Origin of the sequence: Butyricicoccus porcorum, assembly GCF_002157465.1 — a bacterium.
Lineage (GTDB): Bacteria > Bacillota > Clostridia > Oscillospirales > Butyricicoccaceae > Butyricicoccus_A > Butyricicoccus_A porcorum.
Map to the genome: position 1 here is coordinate 12,732 of NZ_NHOC01000004.1, position 26,086 is coordinate 38,817.

Here is a 26,086-nt window from a genome sequence, read left to right on the forward strand (position 1 = left end):
CACCATTATATTTTATTTCCTTCTGTATTTTTTTAATCCTTCTTCGAGTTCTTCCTTAGACTTCGGCGGCTTCTGCGGTGTCATATTGTCCTTCGCCATCGCCACCATAAATACAATCAAAAATCCCAAAACGATTAAAACACTCATAATGCATCCTCCAATTTTTAAGCATGAATTGACTGTACTATTATTATAATGTATATTGTCCAAAAATCCAATGCTTATCTTCATCTTACAATTGCTGCATTTGTTCCGGTATCACGCTGTCAAATACCCATTCCGCAAATTGCTTTGCAATCCGCTGTTTGCTGTGGACGATCAAGCGGTATATATCACTGCTTGGTATGTATATAAGTTCCTCTGGACTACTGCTTTTATCTGCATCCTTAATATATATGTTCCGGCAATACTTATCCACACTTGCCTTTGGATTGAAATATCCTAAAGCCTTAGCAACATCAACAGCACAATAATAGATATGATTATCCTTTAACATCTGGCGGGCGTTATCCTCAAGGTCTTTGATATACGCTTTATAATCTGGCACCTTAATAATTTCCCGCTGCAACCAATTAACCACATCTTTTGCGTGTGCTGATTCTGATTTCCGGCAGAAATTCCTAACTCCATCTATGTTGACCGTTTTAATAGTCTTACACGGGCAACGGATTATCCTAAGTTCCGATCTTTGGAATGTCCTCTTGTTCTCCGCTATGACAGCTGAATTGTAGTAACGAATATAATCATTCGCTGATATCTCCATAATCATTGCAATGTCCGCTGCGACAAACCAATACTCTTCATCCTCGTCAATAATTGTTCGGATATTTTTACCTTCAAATCGGTATACTACTTCCTTCATTTTTGTCCCCAATCAATATTCATTATAAGGCATATTTTCCCGCTGGTGTTCATCTACATAACGCCGTTTATAATATGCAGGATAGTATTCCGGCTTCTCCTGGCAATCCGGGCAAATAAAAGTCCTGTTGTACATCACATCAACCTCCCATACCTGATTGCATACAGGACATACAATTTCCTTGGTGCGCTTTGGTGTATATAACTTACAGCCTTTACATCTTCGTGCCGAACGGTATTCATATCCACATGCATCTTGCTCATCCTTATATGGTTCTTCCATGCGTTCAACCCATCTTTTTATCCGATCCAGCGTGTTCCTGTATTCCATTTGTTGGTGTTTGTCTAATCGGTTATAGCTTTTCCTTAACGGTATCAATTTATATAATTGTTCGATGAAATAGTCACATTCGTCTAGGAATCGTTTAAGTGCATTAGCAGGCAAATAATAGATTCTATGATTAGGATCATCTTCATACTTGCTGTATCCTTTACGATGTTTGCCGTTGTGATAATATTCTTTCGGCGGTTTCATATATGGCATGATTTTCTCCTTTCGTTTTCTATGTTTTTTATATGTTTATTGATGTTTATATATGATTTTACCTATAATACATAGAATTTTATGTATCGTGTTAAATTATTGGTTTATATTCGTTTTTCCTGCGATTATTGCCAAATAAAGCAGATAATTGTTTTATTTTTACTGCATATAAAAAGAGAGTACCGGCAACCACTCCGATACTCTCCGAACGGAAAAGCTGAGGTACGTGCTTTATCCGTCTTTACAATATATAGTGCCACATCGTTGGAGTTAAGTCAAGAGGTGAGAGAGACACAAAACACCTGACTCTTTCCTGCTGTGTTGCTTACAAATTAAAAATGCAAATTATCCCCGTGGTAATGACATCGCAAGCAGCGTGAACAATATGCCATAAAACAGTATATAATATCGCAAATTGGATAAGATCCCTGTAATTATATTCTGGCGGGATTTTGTAATGCTTTTCTCCGGTAATGGAATTTTCACGCTTAGATGCTGGATTTTTATTTGTTCTAAAAATTTTCATATGTTTCCTTTCTGCTTTGGCTCGGACAGATGCAAAACATCTGCCTTTGCCGCCGCTCAAAACGGAGAACGATCCTCTTGTCAGAAGTGGTATCATAACGGACAAGCGGAATCATCCAGTGCAAGTACCGTCCTAGGCGATGATCCCACTCATCCGATATAATCAAATATTTAACGCTTAAACAGCGTCTTCATCATAAATTCCCCAAAACGACTCAGACAGATGGTCAGCAGCCATTCCAATCGAGAATTCACACTCCGGGTATTCAAACCCTTCCAGCATCTGCGCAATTTCAAGCTCAGATTTTCCAGTGGTCTCCTTGAACGACTTTTTCATAGCGTTAAATGCTGCCTCGCAGGTTTCAAACTTCCTTTCAGTAGCTTCTCCGCCACAAATAACACTTTCAAGCACGAACATAATGTATTCCTCCTAAAATTAAAATGATAATGCAATCATTTGATTGACAATTTCCTGCGACACAATCATCTTGCGCCGCATAAATACCCTCTCCTGCCTTGTACACTCTGCTGCTAAAAACGGATAACGCTTTGCAATCTTCCGCAAAATTGCAACCTTAACCATAGCATAATATACAAAGGATTTCTCTTTGTTGGCATACATCCTTGCCCAGTCATCATATCCATCGACATCATGCCTGAGTTGATTGACAGCAAATTGCTTCAAACTCTTAATGCGCGCACCTTTGTGTGTCCGCGTTACCATATCAATTACTCCTTCGTAGGTGTAATCTGGTATCTGTATATGATTGATATACTGCTGGGTTTTCTCCAACATTTCAGACTGCGATTTTTTGTGTAATTCAACTGTTGACAAGTATTTGCAGTATTGTTTTTTACGTTTTACAAATTCAGGTCTTTTTTCAACTGCCTCGACTTCATTGATAGTCCATACAGTTGTTTTCTTCCTGTGGTCTGTTGGGGAGGTTACAATCAGAGTAGGCGGTTCAAGAAATGTATTTATCATTCCTTGAGACCATCCTCTCTGTTGTATGTCTGCCCTTGATAAGTAACACATGGCATCCCCTATCCATCAGTGAATGAGTTCGTATTCGTTCAGAAAGAAATCCGAAATAGCAAATACAGCCTCATCAAAATACTTATCTGTCAGGGTTGTCGTGCCATGCGCCCTTGTCCACCAGTCTTCATCCGAAACCTCACGATCCAACACATGGATCATGCCGATATGCTCGCCCTTGAAATAGATGTCGGCTGCATAATGGTTAAATGTCTTGCCGATAAACATATAGCGGACTACTGCGGTAATGTCGCTGTCAACCGGAATTTTAATCATAATCATGTACCTCACTTTTTTGTTTTTACCCGTCCGCTGCTTTAGATATGCGGGATGCAGGGTTACAAGCCGTTTCCGGCTTGCTATCACCGTTCAGGTAATAATCTTCTGGTCTTATGGTTTGATACCGGATTTTAGCGGTCATTATTGCCTGGACTCGATCACTATTATATGTAAAGCCTTGCAATAAGACTTAACATCTTCGTTCTTTTGGCGCGGTGTGGATGGATGCTCTCGCATCCACCCTTGCCTCGCACAACGTATTTAGGAGTAAGAAATAAGCTGGTTTCATTGGGAAGGGTTTTCGCCCTCCACTATATGACTATCTGACGTACAATCTTCGGTACTGGCTGACCTTCTGATATTCAGCAAGTGAGCCAAGGTCAGATTCCAGACGCTTGCTGTCCAGTGTACGACGCTCACAGGTTGTCAGTTTCACGGTAAAGTCTGCGCCTGTCTCGGTCAACTTCTCGTTATCGTCCAGATAACCGATGATCTCATGCTCGATTGCTTGAATCTGTGCATCGAGTTCTTCTTTCATCGCTTTTAAGTTGCGATACTCTGCAACTGCTGCGGTCAACTCTGAAATAGTCTTACACATAATCTTGTACCTCATTTCTTATGGTGTGGTTGTTTTGACTTGTCCCGACAAGAGGATGGCGGCTTTAAACCGATCTCATGCACATCTGTTGCACTTTGCTTATCCTTGCCATCATTTAAAGTGTAGTCTTGGCTGCGTACACTCTCTTGCGGGGTTTGTCTTGTCCCTTTCGGTGATTATATGATACACAATATTTCCGTGTAATTCAATTGGCAGACTGCACAAAGATTACACGTATTTATTGTGTATATTACACTTAAGTTCCGTGCATTTATTGTAAATAAAAAGCTGATACTCACATCAGCTTTTAAGAGGTATTTACTTTAATGTACAAGATTATTCAGCCGTTTTTCGATAGTAGGCATTTCACCCTCTGCGTACTCAACGATATCACCAACATCACAGTTTAACAATTTGCAGATAATGTCTATCTGATTCCAGCCGATCAATTTACCTTTTCGGATATTTGTCAAAGTTGCTTCTGATATCAATTTTTCTTTTCTGATCCTTGTCGTATTATATCCAGCATCCTTTAACTTCTGGATAATGTCACATTTATATCTAATCATATATACTCTCCCGCAAAGTAAATATATAGATATTATATCATTATATATCCCGGAAATCAAACATAATATAACACACGGAATTTTGTGTAATTCATACACCAATTACACGGAAATATTGTGTATATTTACAGTTGAAATACACGGAATTAAAGTGTATAATCAAGATAGTTAAAGGGGAACAACAACCACAGCCCCAAACATGAAAATTTAAAAAGTGAGGTACAAGATCATGGCAGACAAAAAGAGTGTATATCAGATGGTAACTGACCGAATTATTGAGCAGTTAGAGGCGGGCGTTATCCCTTGGGAAAAGCCCTGGACAGGTGTACAAACTGGTGCTTACAACCGGGTAAGCAAGAAGCCATACAGCATTATTAACCAGATGATGTTAAAGCACTCCGGTGAGTATGCAACCTTTAAGCAATGGTCAGATGCAGGCGGCAAAATCAAAAAGGGCGCAAAGTCTGAGATCGTTGTGTTTTGGAAAATCTGCCAGCAGGAAAAGACAAAGGATGACGGTACAAAGGAAACCGTAAATATCCCGATGCTGAGATATTATAATGTGTTCCACGTTTCACAGGTTGAAGGAGTGGAACCTTTGAAAAAGCCTTTTGCAGACGTTAAACCGATTGAAGCAGCAGACAATATCATTTATGATTATGTTTCCCGCGAGGGCATCAAGTTTGAAGAGATTGCAGGAGATGAGGCTTTTTATTCGCCCGCATCCGATAGAGTTGTAGTACCGCTTAAAACTCAGTTCGTAGATACAAACGAATGGTACAGCACAGCATTCCATGAACTGACACATAGCACCTTAAAGGCAAGCCGCTGCGACAGAGAGAACGATGTCAAAGGACAACGTGTTGCTTTTGGCTCGACCGAGTACAGCAAAGAAGAATTGGTTGCGGAGATCGGAAGCGCAAGCCTGATGAACATTTTGAATATTGAAAATGTAAAGACTGTTCGCAATTCAGCCGCATATATCAAAGGCTGGTTAAGCGTATTAAGCAACGATACCCGCTTTATTGGGTACTCCGTAGAATTTTGTGTAAGCGATATTCGACAAATGTCAAGAATGGTGCAGTTTTCTGCGCATGTGCTGGCCTGAATTCCCTTGGCTACCGTTCTCCCGTGCAGGCTCTGCAATATGCGCGCCCGCAGGGCGTGAATGCTGCCAGAGCCTGCCGGGAAGCCTACAGCCTGGGAATCAGGTAACGCTGCGGTCGGCGAACATGATCTCCAACTGGCTCAGAATCAGATCCCAGTTCTGGCACCGGGCATGCCAGTGCTTCACAATCCGCTGTGAGGCCAGATAAAGCATCCGGCGCAAGGAATCGTCGTTGGTGAACGACGGCTTGTTCTTCGTCATTTGCCGGAACTGGCGGTTCAGCCCCTCAATAATGTTCGTCGTGTATATGATCTTCCGAATCTCCATGGGATATTCGAAGAAGGTGCTGAGCACGTCCCAATTCTCTTCCCAACTCTTGACGCAGGAAGGATATTGGCTGCACCATTTTTCTGCAAAGTTTTTCAGTTGTTGTATGGCCTCGTCTTCTGTCACTGCCGTGTAGATTTTCTTCAGATCGGCAACGACTTGACGGATGTCTTTGTAGCTAACATATTTGGTAGAACTGCGAATCTGGTGCACGATGCAGCGCTGCAGCCTTGCCTTGGGATAGACCGCCTCAATCGCCTGGGGCATTCCACAGAGACCATCGGTGCAGAACAGATAAACATCCAAAACTCCTCTGCTTTTCAGGTCATTCAACACATTTAGCCAAAATTTGCTGCTCTCGTGCTCTCCAATCCAGACACCTAAGATATCCTTCTGACCGTCCATCGTGATACCCAGCACTACATAGGCAGCCTTGGTCACATATCGGTGATCCTCCTTGACCTTGTAGTGGATAGCATCCATAAAGATAAATGGGTAGACCGGTTCCAGCGGGCGATTTTGCCAGGCTGTAACTTCTGGCATAATTTTCTCACTGATCTTTGTGACCAACTCAGGAGAAATGTCCACGTCATACAGGCTCTTGATCTGCTCTGCAATATCCCGCTGGCTCATCCCGCAGGCGTATAGGGCCAGAATCTTGTCCTCCATCCCCTCCGCATTCCGACTATACTTGCCAATAATCTTTGGCTCAAAGCTGCCGTTGCGGTCACGCGGGACCCTGATGTCAATCTCGCCTAACTGGGTTTTTACTTTCTTCCGGGAATAGCCGTTGCGGTAATTCCTGGGTTGATCTCCTGCTGTAGGGGCAGAACGCTGGCATCTTTCATGACCGAGTTCCTCCTCCATCTCCACTTCCATCACCTGCTGAATGACGTCTCGGAACATCTCTTTCATAGCTTGCATGATGTCGGCTGTGCTGGTAAAGTGTTGGCTTTTCACGTATTCCCGTAATAAATCCTGTGGTACTCTCTGCATGATTATTGTCTCCTTTTCCGTTTAGGTGGTTGCTTCCATTCTTGACGGATTGGAGTTCAATCATACTGCCGAAGCTTGTCGTTTACACGAAATTTTCAGGGGTCTCCTTTATTGTATCAGCAGTGTTGTGGTCAAGCTTTTTTGTAACACTTTGACCTAATTTTTACTGCATAGGTTTTACGCCCCGTAGCGTGCCTCGAAAGGCGTTTTGTAATTATTATAAGAATGCGGTCGTTCATGGTTATAATGGACATACGCAAATTCTTCGATGGATGTATATAATTCTTTCTCAGAATGATAGTAATGATGATTTATCAATTCATTCTTGAGAGTGTTGTAATATCGCTCCATAGGGGCATTATCGTATGGATATCCAGCCTTGCTCATACTTTGCGTTATACCAACTGATTCGCAGTATTCTGTGAATTCCTTTGAGGTATACTGGCTTCCCTGATCCGAGTGAAGAATCAGGCAGCTGGGATCTAAGCCCGGCTGGGAATCAATTGCTTTCTGCAGGGTCCTTTTTGCAAGCTCTGCGGTTATGTGTTTGTCGGTAATGCTGGCAATAACGCTTCTGTCATATAGATCAATAATCGTGCAATTATAACGTTTGCTGCCATTCGTTAAAAATAAACAGGTAAAATCAGTGCACCATTTCTGGTTAATGGATTCTGCCTTAAAATCCTGATGGAGCTTATTCTCAAACACTTTATGAGGTGCACCGTATTCATAGTCCGGCTTGCGTTTCCTTACAATTGAGAATAACTGAAGCTCTGTATTCATGTATTTATGGACAGTTATGCGACTGATGTTATATCCTCTGCGAAGGAGATAAGCATGCATGGTTCTGTAACCATCTGTGCCGTTGTGAGAGTGGTATATATTCACAATTTCACGCTTGATTTTGTCCTTATGCTTATGATAATCACATTTTCTGTTTTTCAGAAAATTATAATAAGCATTTGGTAAGATATTCAGTCTTTTCAACAACCAACGGACACCATATTTGTGCCCATACTGCTGAATAAATCGATAAGCCGCTAATCGATTTCCTTCGCAAAGAAYGCCGCCGCTTTTTTTAGGAAGTCATTTTCCTTCTGAAGTTCTGCCAACTGCTTTTTCAATTGCAGATTCTCCTTCATGTAATCATAATCAGCTTTGGCTTCTTCATTTGTTTGGCATTCTTTGCGGAACTGCTTGATCCAGATAGATATACTTGCCTTGGATACACCATATTCGGCAGCAAGCCCTTTGAGGGTCCTTCCCTCCTCAAGATGAAGACGAACTATCTTCTTCTTGAATTCTGGTTCATAGTGTTTACTCATTTGTGACATACCTCGTTTCCTCCTAAGATTATATCCTATTAGGTCGAGGTGTTACAACTATATTATATCACAACACAGCAAGCAAAGCAGAAAAAGCAGTCAACTATATTTTAGGTTAATACCGGCGGGAGGCATCAAGCCTCCCTTGCCTTTGCCAAAATAGTAATAAATCTAAGGGTTTTGGAAAATGTATTAAAACATTTGCAAAACTCGCCTATATATCCCCAGTATTAGCCATATCAACAGTAATAATTTTATTGTTCGTTAGATTAAGGAAAGGAACTTGAAACACTATGGGTAAAATCTATGGTTATTGCCGCATATCCAAGCCCACCCAAAGACTTGACCGGCAAGTGGAAAATATCAGCAAGGCATACCCGACTGCTGACATCAGGCAGGAAGCCTATACAGGAACAAAGGTACAGGGGCGCAAAGTTTTTGAAAAACTGCTGCACGAAGTACAGAAAGGTGATACTATTGTATTTGACTCTGTATCGCGTATGAGCAGAAATGCAGAGGAAGGTATACAAGCATATGAACAGCTATTTGCTGCGGGCGTTGAATTAGTATTTCTCAAGGAACCAAATGTAAATACAGCAGTATACCGGCAAGCGAGAGAACGACAGTTGCAAGCATTAGCAACAACAGGCGATCATGCAACAGATACCTTTATCAACGCAATGTTTGAAGCCCTTAACGCTTTTATGATTGATCTTGCAAGACAGCAAGTTAAAATCGCCTTTGACCAGGCAGAAAAGGAAGTAACCGACCTCCAGCAGAGAACCAAAGAAGGAATTAAAGAAGCCCGTAAACGTGGCGCACAGATTGGACAAAAGAAAGGGAATAAACTGACCACCAAGAAAAGCCTTGCGGCAAAAGAGATCATCAGGAAACATAACAAAGGTTTCGGCGGCTCACTCTCGAATGAAGAAACGTGGAAACTTGCCGGAATATCCAAGATGACGTTTTATAAGTACCAGAAGGAACTCATGGAAGAACTAAATAAATGACTGCATAGAAAAGCCCTGCATCTGTCAAGCATTTCAGCCTGATAAATGCAGGGTTATTCTATTACGGTATAGGGGGGTACTTTGCATTTCCAAAAATTGTTAGATACCGAAAATACTCCCTATGTGGTTCACTTCACTGTCAGCAGGGGGTATCTTACTGATTATGTAAGATTTCATTGCAGAATAAAAGCACAGCAATAGCGTTCTCCCGCTTAAATTATACAACCCACGGAGTACTCCCATAAACACCACTGATATAATATTAAATAATTTTCTTATATAAGTCAATTAACCAGTCTAATAACTGCATATATCTTTTACACGCATTGTCATTTATATGCCCATTTGTTACGTCCTTATCATTTCTAACATCAGCAACTTCAAATGGATACTCATTAAGCTGAACAATTGTACGCTCGTAGTCTGGAACTAGATACCTTCGATTTTCCCTCGGAATATTTTCTATACGAATGCGAATATCTTTTCTAAGATTATAAGCTAACCAATCTGCTGTATCGAAGAAGGCTCGATACTCGTGACCATAAGCTTTAGAAAGATTGTCTTTAACATATTTTAAATAATCCACATTGTCAGGAATCGTTTTCGCCGTACTTGCAAATGTACGAATAATATGATCATAAGCATCTCTATGTTCTTTTAATGGTTGAATTAAAGCAACACCATCTTCGGAAGTCTCTTCGGCAATGAGTAAATATTTTTTTGTTTCTCTATGAAGTGTATATATTTCTTTCCATTGTTTTTGCACATCCTCATGCTGAAGAATATCAAAAATATCTTTTAGCATATACTCCCCCAAGACATATTAAACTATCTTTCTTCTGGATTCATCAATGATTTTTTCGTGCAAAGTAGTTGTATTGCCTATTTGGTCATGAAAAATCCTCCATGCACCTCTTCTATGGGATTGAATTTGACTCATAGCACATACACAAGAACGCTGCATACTATCTACAGAATCCACTTTATTTTTTTTAGTTACAGTATAATAATTATATAATATATGAATAATTTCTATCAAAACCCCCGATATCATAGATATCCCTATAACCGAAAAAGCATAAAACATTATTAATCCCCCTTATCAGGCCAGTTATCTGCTTCATCGTACTCATAGAGATAATATACTACATCAGAAGCAAGAATTTTGTTACTATTTTGGTTATTGCTAACTTTATTAGTATCACACATTTTTATTTGATGTGATTTTGAGACCATTCGAAAAAGATATTCAAGAACTTCAATTACTAAAGAAAGAATAATTGATGCTACACAGAACCCGATCCAATATTTTTTGCTATTAAAAGATTCTAATAACTCCTTTTCAGAAGTTGAGGCACCAATCTGATACATATAAATCAATGATAATACAAGGGATATCGTAGAACATGCTGCAACTATTGTTTGCCTAACTATCACAAAGGAAGTATATTTATTTGGGTCTAAATAATTAAATGCATCGTAAATATTATTTACAGATTGGACAAAAATTGCTAAAAACAGTGCTAATAAAATACTGCTCTCTGCATCCGAAATAAATATTCCTCCACACACAAGCTCAACAAAAATAGTCGCTGCATAAACGACTAGCTTGCACATGCATTTAGAATAACTGTCTGTAGTATATGCCCTTTTCACTAAAATACTCATAAACTTTCTAAAAATCAAACTCTGTTATAAATGCAAGAGAATATCGTATCTGTTGTGATATAATATAGTTGTAACACCTCGACCTAATAGGATATAATCTTAGGAGGAAACGAGGTATGTCACAAATGAGTAAACACTATGAACCAGAATTCAAGAAGAAGATAGTTCGTCTTCATCTTGAGGAGGGAAGGACCCTCAAAGGGCTTGCTGCCGAATATGGTGTATCCAAGGCAAGTATATCTATCTGGATCAAGCAGTTCCGCAAAGAATGCCAAACAAATGAAGAAGCCAAAGCTGATTATGATTACATGAAGGAGAATCTGCAATTGAAAAAGCAGTTGGCAGAACTTCAGAAGGAAAATGACTTCCTAAAAAAAGCGGCGGCATTCTTTGCGAAGGAAATCGATTAGCGGCTTATCGATTTATTCAGCAGTATGGGCACAAATATGGTGTCCGTTGGTTGTTGAAAAGACTGAATATCTTACCAAATGCTTATTATAATTTTCTGAAAAACAGAAAATGTGATTATCATAAGCATAAGGACAAAATCAAGCGTGAAATTGTGAATATATACCACTCTCACAACGGCACAGATGGTTACAGAACCATGCATGCTTATCTCCTTCGCAGAGGATATAACATCAGTCGCATAACTGTCCATAAATACATGAATACAGAGCTTCAGTTATTCTCAATTGTAAGGAAACGCAAGCCGGACTATGAATACGGTGCACCTCATAAAGTGTTTGAGAATAAGCTCCATCAGGATTTTAAGGCAGAATCCATTAACCAGAAATGGTGCACTGATTTTACCTGTTTATTTTTAACGAATGGCAGCAAACGTTATAATTGCACGATTATTGATCTATATGACAGAAGCGTTATTGCCAGCATTACCGACAAACACATAACCGCAGAGCTTGCAAAAAGGACCCTGCAGAAAGCAATTGATTCCCAGCCGGGCTTAGATCCCAGCTGCCTGATTCTTCACTCGGATCAGGGAAGCCAGTATACCTCAAAGGAATTCACAGAATACTGCGAATCAGTTGGTATAACGCAAAGTATGAGCAAGGCTGGATATCCATACGATAATGCCCCTATGGAGCGATATTACAACACTCTCAAGAATGAATTGATAAATCATCATTACTATCATTCTGAGAAAGAATTATATACATCCATCGAAGAATTTGCGTATGTCCATTATAACCATGAACGACCGCATTCTTATAATAATTACAAAACGCCTTTCGAGGCACGCTACGGGGCGTAAAACCTATGCAGTAAAAATTAGGTCAAAGTGTTACAAAAAAGCTTGACCACAACAATCAGGTAGTAAGGACTATAAGTAATTCAATTCTTCCTATCACACCCCATTAATTATATTCTCCTATTTCAACATTATATTCTACATTCCTACACTTGTCAACAGTATTTGATATATATGTGTTACAATTGTAGGTGTTACAATGATGTGTAACAAAAATTTAAATCATTGATTTTAATTTCTGGCGGGCGCATAATCGAACAATTACAGGCGGTAGGTTCTGCTCTTTCGAGCAGTGCCAACCAGCCTTTTTTAATTGTCTTATGTTCTGTAAATCAGCATTCATGAGAACATTATTCAGCCGTGTTATAACACAGTTCAATAATACTCTCAATATCTGAGTTATCATAGTGTAACGGGCTAGTGGATTTATACTTCTAACAAACTTCTAACAGACACGAGATTTTTCTGCACCGAATTTTCAATATTTGAAAGTTATTGTATTTTTTGAAAAGCGTGTAAAATATTATATATTTCGAGCAATTTCTTGAATAATGAGCGTTTATACACATAATTTATTCAAATTATTTAACACTATGCAACACTAAAAATCACCCTCTAACACATACATTACGGCACTCCGACTCTGAAGGCCATGCGTTCGAATCGCACCGGGCGTACCACAAAGACCCGCTATTTCTTACGAAATAGCGGGTCTTCTTAACTATTTTTACCACTTAAAAATTTTGACGACTTTTTGACGACAAAATCTAAAATAACAATGACTAAAATTTTCCATTCCATTAAATAGGGTGCAATTCACTATTCCCCTTTTCCGCTTTATTTTCCATCTTTCCCCGAGCGGTTTTCCAACTGTGCTTTATATTTCTTGCCTACATTGAACGATTGGTCTGACATGCCGCGCTGAATCAGCTCGGAGCCGAATCTGCTGCGAATGGCATCCACTGCTTTGTCCATTTTCCTCGCTTTTTCTTTTTGTTCATCGGGAAACAGGGTGAGTTGTATGGCTTCTTCACGAGTAATCTGTGTCAGCGAAATACCGATCAGCCGCAGCGGTGTCCGTCCATCCCAAAGCTCCCGGAACAATTGTTTGCTGACCGACAGGATTTCAGATGTAATATCCGTCGCTTCATCCAATTTGCGTTGATGTGAATGATTTTTAAAATCATTTGCCCGAATGGTAACCGAAATGCAATACGCCCGTGCGTCATCTGCCCGCATACGTGCTGCAACACTGTCCGCGAGTGCAAGCAGAATCCGGTGGGCTTCTGTAACAGTTGTCACATCTTCTGCCAATGTTGTGGAAATGCTGTATCCCTTCGCCTCCTCCGGCTGCGCCAGTACCGGCGAATCGTCTATTCCATTTGCAAAATTGTGAATCTGTCTGCCCAGCTTCACGCCGACCAGTGCCTGTACCTGTCTCAGATCACTTCGAGCAAGATCTCCTATTGTACGAATATGCGCCTTTTCCATTCTGGCGGCTGTAGATGCTCCTACAGTAAACAGCTCCCGTACTGGCAACGGCCAAAGCTTCGCCTGTATCTCATCTGGAAACAGAGTGTGTACCTTATCCGGTTTTTCAAAGTCACTTGCCATTTTTGCAAGCAGCTTATTTGTTCCGATACCGACATTGACAGTAAACCCTAATGTATCGCGGATTTCATCCTTTATTTTGTGCGCAACCGCGACCGGATCAGGATAAATATGCTCTGTGCCGCTCATATCAAGAAAGCATTCATCAATAGAATACTTTTCCACTACAGGCGCATAACTGCGGCAAATATCCATAAATGCTTTGGAACACGTCTCATAGAGCCGGAAATCCGGTCTGGCAAGAAACAGCTCCGGGCACTTCTCCAATGCCTTTGCAACCGGCTCTCCTGTGCGGATGCCAAACTTTTTTGCGGGGATAGATTTGGCCAGAATGACACCGGTGCGTTTTTCCCGATCTCCGCCGATTGCCGCCGGAATCAGTCTGATATCTTCCTTTCCCTGTGAAACACGCCTTGCTGCTTCCCAGGAAAGATACGCACTGTTTACATCAACATGAAAAACAAGTGGTTTCATCGTAGCGCACCTCTCTTCATGAAATATCATCTATCAACAGACAACTAAAAACAGAAAAACCGTCCATTTCGTATGAAACAGACGGTTTAATTGGTGGACCCGAAGAGGATCGAACTCTCGACCTCCGCGTTGCGAACGCGGCGCTCTCCCAGCTGAGCTACGAGCCCAAGTGCTTTATTATAATAGCACGCTCGCTTTCAAAATGCAAGCCCTTATGACAAAAATTTTCCTGCCGGAACATCCGGCAGGAAAGGTGTTTTTATAAATTTTGAAGGGTGTTGATAATCGCAGGAATGAACTGTTTTTTGCGCGAAACCAGACCGGGCAGCTCAAGTGGCTTGCTCGTGTCGACATCCCTGTTAAATGAACGCGACAACACTTCCGGCGCATCCTTTCCCGCAAACAAAACCTCACTCGACTGGTCAAGAATATTGGTGACAAGATAAAATACCATGTCCACATCCTCATGTTCCAGCACCGACTCCAGATATCCTGACAGCATATTCTTCGCAGCCTCACGGTTTTTCTCACTGACATAACTGCCCTGACCAACGCCAAAGCGTGTCTTTCCACTGACAAAGATTTTATAGTCCTGCAGCAGCAGCTGTTCGGCGGTCTTGCCTTCCAGATTTTCGCCCGCTTCAAACATCTCTGTCGCAAGCGCTTCCACTTCAACGCCCGCAATGCTCGCAAGCTGCCTTGCCGCATATTCATCCTGCGGTGTACAAGTCGGAGAACGGAAAATCAAGGTATCCGACAGAATGGCACTGCACAGGATTCCCGCAATATTCGGTTCTATTTCCACATTGTATTCCTGATACATCTGGAATACAATGGTCGCCGTACAGCCGACCGGCTGATTGCGGAAATACACCGGGCCATTGGTTTCCAGATTGCCAATGCGGTGATGATCGATAATTTCAAGAATTTCTGCATCCTCAAAGCCATCGACACACTGCGTTTTTTCATTGTGATCGACTAGAATGAGCTGTTTCCGCTGTAAATTCAACAAATTACGGCGGGAAATGACACCCTGATAGATGCCTGCCTTATCCACAACAGGAAAGTAATTGTGACGCACCTGTCCCATGATCTTCCGCGCTTCTTCAACCGGGGTAGAGAGCTGAAACATAATCATGGAACGTGCCATGGGGTGGCAGATGGGAATACTCTGGTTAATCAGACAGGACGCCGCATACGTATCATATGGCGTACTGATGACAGTACAGTTGTGCTCTTTCGCAATTTTGATAATGGTCTTTGCAATGTTCGGCGTCATGCAGACGACGAGACAGGCTGCCTCCAGTTCAATGGCACACAACTGTGCCTCATAGCGGTTTGCAACCAGAACAATGTCGCCCGGGTCTACCATATTTTCCATTGCCTCCGGGCTGCCTGCGGCAATGACAATCTTGCCATGGTCAATGCGCATATCCGTCGAGCCGGTGACCAGCGTACCGTTGAGTGTTTCCACAATATTGGAAACCGACGTCTTCGCATTTGCAACCGCATGCGGATCAAGGCTGTCCATATTCGCCATGGCCAGCCGTTTCAGAGTAATCAGGCCTTCCAGCTTGTTGTCACTGTTCGTGATCGGCAGCGTGGTAATATCCTGATCTCGCATCGTCTCCCACGCGCGGCGCAGTGTCATCTGTCCGTCCACGCCATCGATATAACGGATATCAATATCTCGTACTTTTGCATGTACATCCAGACAGATTCTGGGAGGTTTCATGTCAAATTTATTCAGTACAAACGCCGTTTCCTGATTGATTTCACCTGCACGGCGCGGTTCATATTCACGGTCTGTCGTGATATTTTTCAAATGTGCATAGGCAATGGCGGAACAGATCGAATCGGTATCCGGATTTTTATGGCCAATGACATTGACTGTACGCTGCAATTTATTCTTTCGCCCCATGTAGCTTTCTCCTCCTGTGCATTTTCTCACTCTTCATGTAATTATATCGTAATTCACTGTGCAGCAAAAGTCAACCGTGTGCGCCATGGATTTTCCCAGTTTTTTGTCCTTTCTTCTGAATTCAGGCAAATTTCCCTTGACATTATTGTGTATTATTGTCAAACTGGTATTGTAACATCTTGCAACAGGAGAACAACGCTATGAACCGAACAACTTCCTCATCCAAAAAGCAACGAGCACAACGGTGCCGGCGGAACCGACACCGTGCCTTTCTCCTTCTCTGCTGTGTGGTGCTGCTGGTTTCCGCCGCCGGCATCATCCATGCCCTGTCCGGCAGCAAAGAACGCCAATCCGACCAGCAACCGGAAAAATATGCAGCCGCAGGAACAATCCGCAAATCCGCAGCGACTCTCGAAAAATACCAGCCGGCAAGTGTCTCTCTGATTGCGGTCGGCGATAATCTGATTCACAACACTCTGCTGAAGGATGCGTATGAAGGCGGAGGTTCGTATGATTTTACACCATTTTATGAGGACATCAAGCCGTATATACAGGCAGCTGACATTGCCATTGTCAACCAGGAATCCCCTCTCGGCACAGGAACACCCTCCGGGTATCCGAGCTTCAATACACCGCAGGCGTGTGGGGATGCATTGATCGATGCCGGTTTTGATGTGGTGTCCCACGCCAACAACCACGCAATGGACTCCGGCTCCAGCGCAGTGTATGACACGCTGGATTTTTGGGACAGCCGGGCAGACAGCGGTGTGATCCGTATCGGCATTGCACGTGATGCAGAAGACCGCGCCAAAGTTCGCTATCTCGAGCGAAACGGCATAAAAATCGGTTTTCTGGCCTATACCTATGGACTGAACGGCTATTCTCTGCCGGATACCAATCCCGACCTCGTTTCACTGATTGACAAAGAAAAAATTGCTGCTGAGCTGGCAGCAGTCAGGGAGCAATGCGACGCAGTTGTTGTGCTGATGCACTGGGGGGAAGAATATCAGACCGTCGAAAACAGTGAGCAAAACGAACTCGCGGAATTTCTGACGGAAAACGGCGCGACGCTGATTATCGGTGGACATCCACATGTCTGCCAGCCATGCGAATGGATTGAATCAGAAAATGGTAACCGCGCGTTCTGTATCTATTCGACCGGGAATTTTATTTCTGCGCAGAATCAGACCAATACCATGGTGGAGGCCATGCTCCAGGTGACACTCACCCGCCAGAAAGATGGCTCCGTTGTCGTCGAAAATCCGGGCGTCATGCCGCTGGTCTGCTATTTCAATTCCAGCTGGCGCGGCTACCGTGTCGTTCCTTTGGATGATTATACAGAGTCCATGGCATCCTCTCATGCACTCGCAGGGCGCTGCCAGATGAGTCCCGCCCATCTGCGCAGTGTTGCCGCAGAAATTTTTGGAGAATATGTAATTGGCAGCACAATCCCGGTCACCTATGCCGCCGAAGAGGAACCGGCATCCAATACTGCCGCATAACCTGACCGCCATAGCTGTGCTGTTTTCCCGCGCAAATGATTGCAATGCTTCGACAAATACGGTATAATATTTCTTTGATGTGGCAACATGCGAAATAATTGCCCGCGCCGGCAGTGCGGGCTTATAGAGGAAGGATATCAATGATTTATAACAACGTACTCGAAGCCATGGGACATACGCCGGTCATCCGGCTGAACCATATGACGGCGCCGGACAGCGCAGATGTCCTCGTCAAATTTGAAGGACTGAACGTCGGTGGCTCTATTAAAACGCGTACAGCGTACAATATGATCGCTGAAGCAGAGGAAAAAGGCCTGATCGGCCCGGATTCCATCATCGTCGAGCCGACCAGCGGCAACCAGGGCATCGGCCTCGCACTCATCGGTGCTGTTCGCGGCTATCAGGCCATCATCGTCATGCCGGATTCGGTCAGCGAGGAGCGCCGCAAGCTGGTGCGCCATTACGGCGCCGAAGTCATCCTCATCCATGATGACGGCGATATTGGCAAATGCATTGACGAATGCCTGAACACGGCACTGCGCATGGCAGCGGAAAACCCGAAGGTCTATGTCCCGCAGCAGTTTGAAAATCCGGCCAACCCGGAAGTACATCGCAACCAGACCGCGCTGGAAATTCTGGCGCAGGTGGACGGTCCGATTGACGGCTTCTGCTCCGGCATCGGTACGGGCGGCACCATCACCGGCATCGGCGAAGTACTGCGTGAGAAAAACCCGCATATGACCATCTGGGCGGTCGAGCCGGAAAACGCCGCAATTCTCGCAGGCGGTACCGTCGGTACCCATCTGCAAATGGGCATCGGCGACGGCCTGATTCCCGGCATCCTCAACACTGGCATTTATGATGATATCTATATCGTCACCGATGAGGAAGCCATCACGACCGCAAAGGATCTTGCCCGCAAAGAGGGCCTGATGTGCGGCATTTCCAGCGGCACCAATGTTGCTGCAGCCTGTAAGCTCGCAAAGAAGCTCGGCCCCGGCAAAACAGTCGTCACTGTCCTGCCGGACACAGCCGAACGCTATTTCAGTACCCCGCTGTTCGATGAATAATACACCAGTCACCCCATCCCGCGTGCCCGGCACGCGGGATTTTTTTTTGCACTGCACAGGTATCGTTTTCCTCTATCCGGCAGATACTGTGTTTTGAGGTGAAGCGACATGAAAGATGACTGTACCCTGCTCAACCATATCCGGCAAACCACAGAAATGGGAGTCGAAGGCATTGACTCCGTAATGGAATATGCAGACGGTTCATTCCGCCAGGCACTGGAACAGCAGCGCACCGAATACCGCAAGCTGCACGACTCCGCCGACACTCTTCTCCGCCGGCACAACGGCGTACCGGAGGATCTCAGCTCATTTGCCAAATGGTCAAGTGAATTGTCTGCCGGGCTGAAAACCATGATGGATTCCTCTCAGTCCAACCTCGCACGCATGATGATCGAGGGCAGCACGATGGGCGTCACCAAGAGCCTGCAAACCATGAAGACCTGTGATGTACGCGACAAGGCGGTATCCAATCTCGCAGAAAAACTGCTGGCGACGGAACAGGCCAACATCGACCAGATGAAAACCTTCCTGTAAAAAGGAACCGGGGCATAAAAGCCCCGGTTCCTCGGTCGTTGTACGATGTTTACTGATTTTTTCTGCACCGCTTGTAGTTTTCATACCGCGGCTGCTTGTGCTGCTTTTCATTCCAGATTTCATCTGCACATACCGCCCACTCCTGTGCATAGTGTTCACACTTTGCGCACAGGTGTTCGGCGCTCTCAGGAGACTGCAAATCGGTGGACTTTGCGCCGGATTCCTTTACAATGCGCTGCAAAATTTCTGGATTCTCCAGCATCGGACACGGCCGCAGATGGTTTTCATTGAACGGCTGGTTGTTGTAGTACGCCATGAACAGCGGCTGCTTGAGTGCCTCGAGAATGGAGCACTCGTGGATATTCGCGCCGGAGTAATGGATAAACACGCACGGCTCACAATCGCCGTTTGCATTGATATGGAAATAGTTTCTGCCGCCTGCAATGCAGCCGCCGACAAATTCACCGTCGTTCTGGAAGTCCATGCAGAACAGCTGCTTGCCGCCGGTCAGACCGCGAATCTCGCGGACACGGTGCAGCATATACTTGCGCTGCTCCATTGTCGGCAGCAGGTCAGGCGCTGCCTCGTTGCCGACCGGCATATAGTGGAAGTACAGCGAATACCGGCAGCCCTTTTCAATAATCATATCGAGGAACTCGTCACTGGTGACGGTCTCGATATTCGCTCTCGTATAGCAAATTGATGTGCCGAAAATCAGACCGTTCGCCTTAAGCAGGTCAAACGCATGCATGACCTTGTCGAACACACCTGCGCCGCGGCGCAGGTCATTGACATCGGTAAAGCCCTCCAGGCTGATCGCAAGCATCAGGTTGCCGACGCGCTTCATGTCATCGCAGAATGCCTGGTCAACCAGCGTGCCGTTGGTATATGCGAAAAACTCGCAATCGTTGTGCTTCTCGCACAGGCGGATGACATCCGCCTTGCGGACAAGCGGTTCGCCGCCGGTCAGCATATAAAAATAAACACCGAGTTCCTTGCCTTGCGTGACAATACGATCCATATCGTCAAACGAAAGGTTCATGCGGTTGCCATATTCGGCAGCCCAGCAGCCGGTACAGTGCAGGTTGCATGCCGTGGTCGGATCCATCAGGATCAGCCACGGGATGTTGCACTGATGCACCTCACGCATTTTTCGGATGGTTTTTGTTCCATGCAAAAATGCCTCAAAGCCCAAATTCAGCGCCGTCATTTTGATGACATGCGGATCGAGCTCATCCAGCGCGCGATATGCATACTGTACCCACTTGTTGTCCGGGTCCTGAATCATGTTGCGAACCGAATTGTAGTTTTCCTCGGTAAATGTATCACCCATAAACTTTTCAGCCAGATCGACAATTTTGAGCAATGCCTGCTCCCGGTCCCGCCGAACATATTTCAGAGCACCATCAATTGCGACACCGAAAGCCGCACGCTCCGCCTTATGCTTCAGGGTATCCATGATAATCACCTCTAACCTTAAATTTGTCTTATCATAGCACCATTTCCGACAGAATTCAACAATTTCTTTTTTAAACCGGACGTTTTAAAAATTTTGTCCAATAATCGTAACTTTTTTATCAGAAAAATGACCAATCTTAAATTTTGGTCATTTTTCCATCACTCTGCGGGAAGACTTTTTGTTGCCCAACACGAATGCATATTCTGTTGAATTTTATGCCGCGCCATTGGCCAGATGTTCGCGCACCATGGAAAGAAAATACTGGTGTACGGCTGTGCTGTCCCCCAGCTCCGGGTGGAATGCGGTCACAAGCTGCATGTCCTGCCGTGCTGCGACAATCCTGCCGTCGACAGTCGCAAGAACCTCCGTGCCCTCGCCCACAGATGCAATATATGGCGCACGGATAAAGGTCATCGGGATGTTGCCCGCATCCGCAAACGGTGCGCAGGTGAAAAAGCTGCCCAACTGTCTGCCATAGGCGTTGCGGCAGGCCGTGATATGCATAGTTGCAATATGACGGCGGCTGTCGTTTTCCATGTCCTCCGCCAGCAGGAGCAGCCCCGCGCAGGTGCCAAACACCGGCAGTCCGGCGCGGATCTTTTCCCGCAGCGTGTCGAGCATGCCCAGCTCACGCAGCAGTTTGCCCATCGCAGTCGATTCGCCGCCGGGCAAAATCAGACCATCCAGCGGCTGATTGAGATCCTCGGCACAGCGCAATTCCACAGTCCGTGCACCCAGCTGCTCCATCCGGTGCTCATGCTCGATGAATGCGCCCTGTACGGCGAGCACGCCAATGGTTATCATTGTCCGCGCGCCTCCATAATCAGCTCAATCTCGTCCGCATTGATGCCGACCATCGCCTCGCCGAGGTCTTCGGACAGCTCTGCCAGCTTATAGGGGTCATTGAAGTTCGTGACAGCCTGTACGATGGCAGTGGCACGTTTTTCCGGATTGCCGGACTTGAAGATACCGGAGCCGACAAAGACGCCCTCTGCACCCAGCTGCATCATCAGCGCTGCATCTGCCGGAGTCGCAACACCACCTGCGGCGAAATTGACAACCGGAAGGCGGCCGGTCTCATGTACCTGGAGCAGCAGATCCAGCGGAACCTGAAGCTGCTTTGCTGCCTCGAACAGCTCATCCGGCTGCATGGATGCAACGCGGCGAATCTCGCTCATCATCTTGCGCATATGGCGTACCGCCTGTACAACGTCACCGGTGCCCGGCTCGCCCTTGGTTCGGATCATGGATGCACCCTCGGCAATGCGGCGCAGTGCCTCGCCGAGATCACGCGCGCCGCAGACAAACGGCACCTTAAACTTCGTCTTGTCAATATGATATACATCATCCGCCGGAGAAAGAACCTCGGATTCGTCGATGTAGTCGATTTCAATTGCCTCGAGAATCTGTGCCTCGACAATGTGGCCGATGCGAACCTTCGCCATGACCGGGATGGAAACCGCTTCCTGAATGCCGCGGATCATCTTCGGATCACTCATGCGAGATACACCGCCTGCCGCGCGGATATCCGCCGGAATGCGCTCGAGTGCCATGACCGCGCAGGCACCTGCCTGCTCTGCAATCTTCGCCTGTTCCGGCGTAGTAACGTCCATAATAACGCCGCCCTTCAGCATCTGGGCAAGCTGCTTGTTCAATTCATAACGTTCAGACATACTGATCCCTCACATAATTTATTGGTAGCAATCGCGCGGTTTTTACTTTGGTCTCCATTATATCATGAACTGTGCTTAAATAAATATCCAATTTTTACATTTTTCGCATGCACAGTTTTGTTGCTCCACATACCTCTCCCCCTGTGTTTTTTCGCACCGCTACATTGATTGCATGAGTATTTTATGATATGATAATTGTGTTATATGGATATGAATGGGAAGGTGGTGCCTGTAAATGGAACAGACAGAGCAAAAACAGGATGAACAGGCTGTACAGGCTGCGCACGATTCCGCAGGCAAGATACCGACGACTCCCGTTTCCAACGGCGATGTGCGCCTCATCTGGAAGCTCAAGGGCACCGGGAAAAAGGCGCGGCGTCAGGTCATTGAGGAATGTGTCAAGGGGCAGCCCGCGTTTATCATCTGTGATTCCAACGGAGCTAACTGCACCGTCATCACGGAGGAAGGTGAGGAAATCGGCCGCCTGAACGACAGGGATTCCAAAACCTACCATGAATTTGTGGAGAAGCATCCGCACCACATCTATATCAAACGGATTCGCTTTGACGTAGACAAGCCGCGCGTCAAAATCCTCCTCATCGTGCACGAGAAACCGCCGTACCCGCTGAACGAACTGCACGCCAATTCCTGACAGAAAAAAAGAAACCTGAGACCGTCCGCACGCTGCGAATTGCCTCAGGTTTTTATATTTATCATTGTATTGTCGGTTTTATTCCTCCGCCATACGGTAACCGACACCGATTTCCGTGCGGATATAGTACGGTTCTGCCGGGTTCGGCTCGAGCTTGCGCCGGATATGTGCCATGTTGACGCGCAGAATGCGATTGTTGTCGGTCGCATACGGCCCCCAGATGCGGCTGATGATGTAATCATAGGTCAGCACGCGGCCGGGTCGGCGGGCGATCAGCTCGACAATCTTATATTCAATCTGGGTCAGATGGACAATTTCGCCGGCGAGCAGAACCTGTCTGCGCTCAAAATCTACCGTCAGGTCGCGCACCGTATAGCTGCCGCGCGGCAACTCATCGCCGGAATCCAGCTTCGCCTGATGGCGCAGTGCCGTGCGGATGCGCGCGAGCAGTTCCGAGGTGCCGAACGGCTTGGTGATGTAATCATCCGCTCCGAGGTCGAGTGCCTCTACCTTCTGGCTCTCCTCCTCTCGCGCTGACACGATAAGCACCGGAACCCCCGACCAACCGCGCAGCCAGCGCAGCAGCTCGAGACCGTCCATATCCGGCAGACCGAGGTCGAGGAGGATCAGGCTCGGGCAATGTGAATTGATAATAGACCGCGCAAGGCTTGCGGTCTCCGCCTGAAGCGTGTGGTAGCCGTTGGCGGTCAGGACAGTGGTCAGGACATGCGCAATCGGCTGTTCATCTTCTACAATTAAAATTGTTTCCCTGTTCATGTGTTCTCCTCCATCGGCAGGGTGAATACAAACTGGGCGCCGCCGTCCAGGTGGTTGATTTCACTGATCTCGCCTTCATGTGCCGCGATGATGGATCGGCACAGCGTCAGGCCAATGCCGAGGCCGCCGCGCCTGCTGTCCGCATGCACCTGCGTCGTTTCAAACAATGTGTCGCGCTGCTCCTTCGGAATGCCGGGGCCAAAATCACGCACCGTAAACTGTGCATTTCCGTTCTGGCGGCGAAGGCTGACCTCTACAGGTGTACCCGCATAGCGGATGGCATTTTCAATGAGATTGATGAGCACCTGCACAATCAGTGTCACATCCATCGGGACAAACAGCATCTCCTCCGGCAGATGTACACTGATCTGTGCGTCCGGATAGCGCTTCTTGCACCGCGCTACTGCTTCAGCAATGACTTCTTCGGCAGCTTCCTCCGATTTTTTCAGGTTCGTCACCTGTGATACGCGCGTGACGGAGAGCAGATTCTCCACCATACGCAGCAACCATTCCGCGTCTTCATGGATGTCAGCGGCGAGCTTTTTGGTCTCCACTGCGCCGATGCGGTCTCCACTCTCCTCGATTGCAGCAGATGCGCCGATGATACCGGTCAGCGGTGTACGCAGATCGTGTGAGATAGAGCGAAGCAGGTTGCTGCGGATCATCTCGCGGTCGGCAGCCAGCGCAGCGCGGTTGCGTTCCTCCGCCAGCATCTGGCGCTCCAGCGAAATACCGGTCTGAGCGAGAATCGCACGGACATGCTCCATTGTCTCCTCGTCAATCGGATTGTCTTTCCACAGAAGTCCATAGCATCCGAGCATGGTCTCACCGCTCATCAGTGGAATATAGTGGAACATCGCATACGGTGCCAGCAGGGTTCCCGCACCGGCAGCTTTCTTTTCCCGGAAGCATGCCTCCACCGCGCCGCGTTCGATGGAATCGGATACAAAACCGCTGATTTCCCCACAAACGCGCTCCTGATTGTTTACCAGACTGTTCTCATTCTGGAAATACAGCACCGGGCAGCCCAACAGCTCGTGCAGATAGCGCAGCGTCAGGTCAATCATGCTGTCGGTGTCATGTGCATTGGCCAGCTGCTGGGAAAACTCGTACAGCCTGCGGATGCGCTGCTCGCTCGCACGCGAACGGCGCGCCTGCTGCTTGACGCTGCCGGTGGTCGCACTGGTAATGATCGAAATCAGCAGCAGCGATATGAAGATAACCGGATAGCCCGCCGCCGTAAAATTGAGCTTGTAAAACGGATCGGTAAAGGCATAGTTGACGGCAAATACACCCATGACCGATGCGAGAATACCCCAGCCATAGCCCTCTGTGGTACGGGCAACCAGCAGGGCAGCAAGCATATACAGCGCTGTGACGTTGGCGGAGCTGTCCGTCCACTTTACCAGCAGCGCAGACGCCCCGGTTGTCACCGCCACAATCGCTGTAGTAATACATAAATCGAGTACATTTCGGCGGCTGATATGCACCCGCCTGCGATGCTTCTCTTTTTCTTTTCTTTGCATGCAATTTTCCCCTTTCCTGCCGAAGCCCAACGAATTCCGGCTAATCCGGCAGATTATCTTTCTATTATAGCAACCGTCTGCGGCGGAAACAAGCGACGCAGTGTTAAGAATTTGCTATGTCATACAAGCCTGATACTTTTTGAACAACATCCGCATTTTATTTACAAAGAACGGACATGTTTAGGGCAAAAATTGGTGGTTTTTTAAGATTCGCGATATATTTTATAAAAACTATTTGCAATTTCAATTTTTATGCTATAATATGGAGAGACACAGGAGGATTACCGATGAGTTTTTTGAAACCAATACTTATTGCTGTTATCGTGATTCTGACAGTACTGATTATAGTAAAGGCAAACAGCTTCGCAACGTCTGACCAGCCGTCCGGCAAACAGAAGCCGGAAAAGGAACCGCCGGCATCGCCGAAGCCTGAACCGCCGATGCAGACCCCGATCGAATTTTTTATCGTCTATGTCGGTCGGCGTGTGCCGGTCACACATTACCCGTTCACCATCGGCAGCCGCAATGACAACGACCTGATTATCACCGATTCGACGGTTTCCCGCCAGCATGCCGAACTGTTCCGCAAGAATGGACAGGTCTGCCTGCGCGACCTCGGCTCGCTCAATGGCACAATTGTCAATAAGGTTCCCCGTTCCGAGACGCCGATTGTCGGCGGAGAACGCATCCAGCTCGGCACGACCATCCTTCAGATCGAACGCGCAATCGATGACGTGTCGGATGATACGCAGTTTATCCGGAGGTGATTGA

At 46.0% G+C, this 26,086-nt stretch carries 28 protein-coding genes and 1 tRNA gene; 8 read left to right on the plus strand and 21 right to left on the minus strand.

What is annotated here, in order from left to right:
• Window positions 1–12: 12 nt before the first annotated feature.
• The 9 genes from CBW42_RS15155 to CBW42_RS04345 all read right to left on the minus strand — a co-directional run bounded on the left by CBW42_RS15155 (window position 13) and on the right by CBW42_RS04345 (window position 4,412).
• Entirely contained in the window at window positions 13–147 is a 135-nt protein-coding gene (locus tag CBW42_RS15155; RefSeq protein ID WP_278308581.1) for a hypothetical protein, read from the minus strand.
• Window positions 148–232: 85 nt separating this feature from the next.
• Entirely contained in the window at window positions 233–862 is a 630-nt protein-coding gene (locus CBW42_RS04315; protein WP_087018126.1) for a BRO family protein, read from the minus strand.
• A gap of 12 nt (window positions 863–874) precedes the next feature.
• On the minus strand, window positions 875–1,405 hold the full coding sequence (locus CBW42_RS04320; RefSeq protein ID WP_087018128.1) for a hypothetical protein: 531 nt from the start codon (window positions 1,403–1,405) through the stop codon (window positions 875–877).
• 325 nt (window positions 1,406–1,730) lie between these two features.
• Entirely contained in the window at window positions 1,731–1,991 is a 261-nt protein-coding gene (locus CBW42_RS14435) for a hypothetical protein (protein WP_133058257.1), read from the minus strand.
• A gap of 117 nt (window positions 1,992–2,108) precedes the next feature.
• Window positions 2,109–2,348 (minus strand): hypothetical protein, encoded by a 240-nt coding sequence (locus CBW42_RS04325; protein WP_087018130.1) that lies wholly within the window; start codon window positions 2,346–2,348, stop codon window positions 2,109–2,111.
• Between the two features lie 18 nt (window positions 2,349–2,366).
• The gene (locus CBW42_RS04330; RefSeq protein ID WP_087018132.1) at window positions 2,367–2,915 is read right to left on the minus strand and encodes a hypothetical protein; all 549 of its coding nucleotides are present in this window, start codon (window positions 2,913–2,915) and stop codon (window positions 2,367–2,369) included.
• A gap of 66 nt (window positions 2,916–2,981) precedes the next feature.
• Window positions 2,982–3,242: a hypothetical protein gene (locus CBW42_RS04335; RefSeq protein WP_087018134.1), complete on the minus strand. Its 261-nt coding sequence runs from the start codon at window positions 3,240–3,242 to the stop codon at window positions 2,982–2,984.
• A gap of 322 nt (window positions 3,243–3,564) precedes the next feature.
• Window positions 3,565–3,843: a hypothetical protein gene (locus tag CBW42_RS04340; protein WP_087018136.1), complete on the minus strand. Its 279-nt coding sequence runs from the start codon at window positions 3,841–3,843 to the stop codon at window positions 3,565–3,567.
• A 323-nt stretch (window positions 3,844–4,166) separates the two neighbouring features.
• Window positions 4,167–4,412 (minus strand): helix-turn-helix domain-containing protein, encoded by a 246-nt coding sequence (locus tag CBW42_RS04345; protein WP_087018138.1) that lies wholly within the window; start codon window positions 4,410–4,412, stop codon window positions 4,167–4,169.
• Between the two features lie 229 nt (window positions 4,413–4,641).
• On the opposite strand from CBW42_RS04345, the gene CBW42_RS04350 reads away from it, so the two are divergent.
• Window positions 4,642–5,520, plus strand: a complete 879-nt coding sequence (locus CBW42_RS04350) for an ArdC family protein (RefSeq protein ID WP_242969791.1) — start codon at window positions 4,642–4,644, stop codon at window positions 5,518–5,520.
• A gap of 99 nt (window positions 5,521–5,619) precedes the next feature.
• On the opposite strand, the gene CBW42_RS04355 is transcribed toward CBW42_RS04350, so the two are convergent.
• Window positions 5,620–6,843 (minus strand): IS256 family transposase, encoded by a 1,224-nt coding sequence (locus CBW42_RS04355; RefSeq protein WP_087018140.1) that lies wholly within the window; start codon window positions 6,841–6,843, stop codon window positions 5,620–5,622.
• Window positions 6,844–7,020: 177 nt separating this feature from the next.
• A protein-coding gene (locus CBW42_RS04360; protein WP_087018142.1) for an IS3 family transposase occupies window positions 7,021–8,177 on the minus strand; the annotation gives its coding sequence in 2 pieces (ribosomal slippage) (window positions 7,021–7,913 and window positions 7,913–8,177; 1,158 coding nt in all).
• Window positions 8,178–8,461: 284 nt separating this feature from the next.
• Between CBW42_RS04360 and CBW42_RS04365 the strand changes: the two genes are divergently transcribed.
• Window positions 8,462–9,178 carry a recombinase family protein gene (locus CBW42_RS04365; protein ID WP_087018143.1) on the plus strand — a complete coding sequence of 239 codons (717 nt, stop codon included), beginning with the start codon at window positions 8,462–8,464 and terminating at the stop codon, window positions 9,176–9,178.
• A 262-nt stretch (window positions 9,179–9,440) separates the two neighbouring features.
• Here CBW42_RS04365 and CBW42_RS04370 read toward each other — a convergent pair whose 3' ends face one another.
• The gene (locus CBW42_RS04370) at window positions 9,441–9,983 is read right to left on the minus strand and encodes a hypothetical protein (protein WP_087018145.1); all 543 of its coding nucleotides are present in this window, start codon (window positions 9,981–9,983) and stop codon (window positions 9,441–9,443) included.
• Between the two features lie 284 nt (window positions 9,984–10,267).
• Window positions 10,268–10,846, minus strand: a complete 579-nt coding sequence (locus tag CBW42_RS14440) for a hypothetical protein (RefSeq protein ID WP_133058258.1) — start codon at window positions 10,844–10,846, stop codon at window positions 10,268–10,270.
• A gap of 116 nt (window positions 10,847–10,962) precedes the next feature.
• Between CBW42_RS14440 and CBW42_RS04375 the strand changes: the two genes are divergently transcribed.
• Window positions 10,963–12,119 (plus strand): IS3 family transposase gene (locus tag CBW42_RS04375; RefSeq protein ID WP_087018148.1). Its coding sequence is split into 2 segments (ribosomal slippage): window positions 10,963–11,227 and window positions 11,227–12,119, totalling 1,158 coding nucleotides; the frame shifts between segments, so codons are not numbered across the junction.
• An 834-nt stretch (window positions 12,120–12,953) separates the two neighbouring features.
• Here the strand turns inward: CBW42_RS04375 and CBW42_RS04380 are convergent.
• From CBW42_RS04380 to CBW42_RS04390, 3 genes are all read right to left on the minus strand, one after another.
• Window positions 12,954–14,201: a DNA polymerase Y family protein gene (locus CBW42_RS04380; RefSeq protein WP_087018150.1), complete on the minus strand. Its 1,248-nt coding sequence runs from the start codon at window positions 14,199–14,201 to the stop codon at window positions 12,954–12,956.
• A gap of 91 nt (window positions 14,202–14,292) precedes the next feature.
• Window positions 14,293–14,368 (minus strand) — tRNA-Ala (locus CBW42_RS04385).
• Window positions 14,369–14,460: 92 nt separating this feature from the next.
• Window positions 14,461–16,122, minus strand: coding sequence for a putative manganese-dependent inorganic diphosphatase (locus CBW42_RS04390; RefSeq protein ID WP_087018152.1), 1,662 nt, complete (start codon window positions 16,120–16,122; stop codon window positions 14,461–14,463).
• A 200-nt stretch (window positions 16,123–16,322) separates the two neighbouring features.
• On the opposite strand from CBW42_RS04390, the gene CBW42_RS04395 reads away from it, so the two are divergent.
• The 3 genes from CBW42_RS04395 to CBW42_RS04405 all read left to right on the plus strand — a co-directional run bounded on the left by CBW42_RS04395 (window position 16,323) and on the right by CBW42_RS04405 (window position 19,228).
• On the plus strand, window positions 16,323–17,624 hold the full coding sequence (locus tag CBW42_RS04395) for a CapA family protein (protein ID WP_087018154.1): 1,302 nt from the start codon (window positions 16,323–16,325) through the stop codon (window positions 17,622–17,624).
• 140 nt (window positions 17,625–17,764) lie between these two features.
• On the plus strand, window positions 17,765–18,694 hold the full coding sequence (cysK, locus tag CBW42_RS04400) for a cysteine synthase A (protein ID WP_087018156.1): 930 nt from the start codon (window positions 17,765–17,767) through the stop codon (window positions 18,692–18,694).
• A 108-nt stretch (window positions 18,695–18,802) separates the two neighbouring features.
• The gene (locus CBW42_RS04405) at window positions 18,803–19,228 is read left to right on the plus strand and encodes a ferritin family protein (RefSeq protein ID WP_087018158.1); all 426 of its coding nucleotides are present in this window, start codon (window positions 18,803–18,805) and stop codon (window positions 19,226–19,228) included.
• 49 nt (window positions 19,229–19,277) lie between these two features.
• On the opposite strand, the gene CBW42_RS04410 is transcribed toward CBW42_RS04405, so the two are convergent.
• The 3 genes from CBW42_RS04410 to pdxS form a co-directional block, all read right to left on the minus strand.
• The gene (locus tag CBW42_RS04410; protein ID WP_087018160.1) at window positions 19,278–20,687 is read right to left on the minus strand and encodes a radical SAM protein; all 1,410 of its coding nucleotides are present in this window, start codon (window positions 20,685–20,687) and stop codon (window positions 19,278–19,280) included.
• A gap of 213 nt (window positions 20,688–20,900) precedes the next feature.
• Window positions 20,901–21,488, minus strand: a complete 588-nt coding sequence (pdxT, locus tag CBW42_RS04415) for a pyridoxal 5'-phosphate synthase glutaminase subunit PdxT (protein ID WP_087018661.1) — start codon at window positions 21,486–21,488, stop codon at window positions 20,901–20,903.
• Window positions 21,488–22,360 carry a pyridoxal 5'-phosphate synthase lyase subunit PdxS gene (gene pdxS, locus CBW42_RS04420; RefSeq protein ID WP_087018162.1) on the minus strand — a complete coding sequence of 291 codons (873 nt, stop codon included), beginning with the start codon at window positions 22,358–22,360 and terminating at the stop codon, window positions 21,488–21,490. Before pdxS ends, pdxT begins: the two co-directional genes overlap by 1 nt.
• A 235-nt stretch (window positions 22,361–22,595) precedes the next feature.
• On the opposite strand from pdxS, the gene CBW42_RS04425 reads away from it, so the two are divergent.
• Window positions 22,596–23,012, plus strand: a complete 417-nt coding sequence (locus CBW42_RS04425) for a hypothetical protein (protein WP_087018164.1) — start codon at window positions 22,596–22,598, stop codon at window positions 23,010–23,012.
• A gap of 78 nt (window positions 23,013–23,090) precedes the next feature.
• Here CBW42_RS04425 and CBW42_RS04430 read toward each other — a convergent pair whose 3' ends face one another.
• Both CBW42_RS04430 and CBW42_RS04435 read right to left on the minus strand, forming a co-directional pair.
• Complete coding sequence (locus CBW42_RS04430; protein ID WP_087018165.1) at window positions 23,091–23,789, minus strand: response regulator; 699 nt, start codon at window positions 23,787–23,789, stop codon at window positions 23,091–23,093.
• A complete protein-coding gene (locus CBW42_RS04435; protein ID WP_087018167.1) occupies window positions 23,786–25,315 on the minus strand; it encodes a DUF4118 domain-containing protein in 1,530 nt (509 codons plus the stop codon). Before CBW42_RS04435 ends, CBW42_RS04430 begins: the two co-directional genes overlap by 4 nt.
• A 287-nt stretch (window positions 25,316–25,602) precedes the next feature.
• Here CBW42_RS04435 and CBW42_RS04440 point away from each other — a divergent pair, with 287 nt between their 5' ends.
• Window positions 25,603–26,082, plus strand: a complete 480-nt coding sequence (locus CBW42_RS04440) for an FHA domain-containing protein (RefSeq protein WP_165761052.1) — start codon at window positions 25,603–25,605, stop codon at window positions 26,080–26,082.
• Window positions 26,083–26,086 lie beyond the last annotated feature (4 nt).